At 66.8% G+C, this 422-nt stretch carries 1 protein-coding gene; it reads right to left on the bottom strand.

Going from position 1 to position 422, the window contains the following annotated elements; genetic code table 11:
• Window positions 1-422 (bottom strand): Gfo/Idh/MocA family protein (locus D7Y15_RS43855; protein WP_368667440.1); only part of this gene is annotated, 422 nt, incomplete at both ends.

The raw sequence follows: 422 nt of genomic DNA, 5'->3' as shown, positions 1-422 counted from the left end.
GATCGGTGCGCCAGCGTGCTTCGCTCCAGCCCTTGGGGCCGAATTCCACGCCGCTGTCGTAGGGCTGGTTCGGGTCGCCGGAATTGAACTTCACCCCGCGCAGGTCATGCTGGTAGCCGGCCTGCAGATGCACCAGCTCGCCGAACAGGCCCTGGCGCACCATCTGCAGCGCGGCCATCACGTCGCGGCGGTAGCAGACGTTCTCCAGCAGCATGTAAGGGGTACCGGTGCTCAGCTGGGTCTTCAGCACGTCCCAGTGGTCCTGCAGGGTGATGCCGGCCACCACTTCGCAGCCCACGGCCACGCCGGCCTGCATCGCGGCGATCGCCATCGGTGCGTGGTACTCCCACGGCGTGGCGATGATCACGCCATCGATGCCCTTCTGTTCCAGCAGTCGCTTCCACGCATGGGTGTCGCGGTCC

Source organism: Corallococcus sp. AB030 (assembly GCF_003668965.1).
Classification (GTDB): Bacteria; Myxococcota; Myxococcia; order Myxococcales; family Myxococcaceae; genus Corallococcus; species Corallococcus exiguus.
Note: the sequence above shows the minus strand (reverse complement) of the source record. Positions and strands in the feature narration are given on the sequence as shown.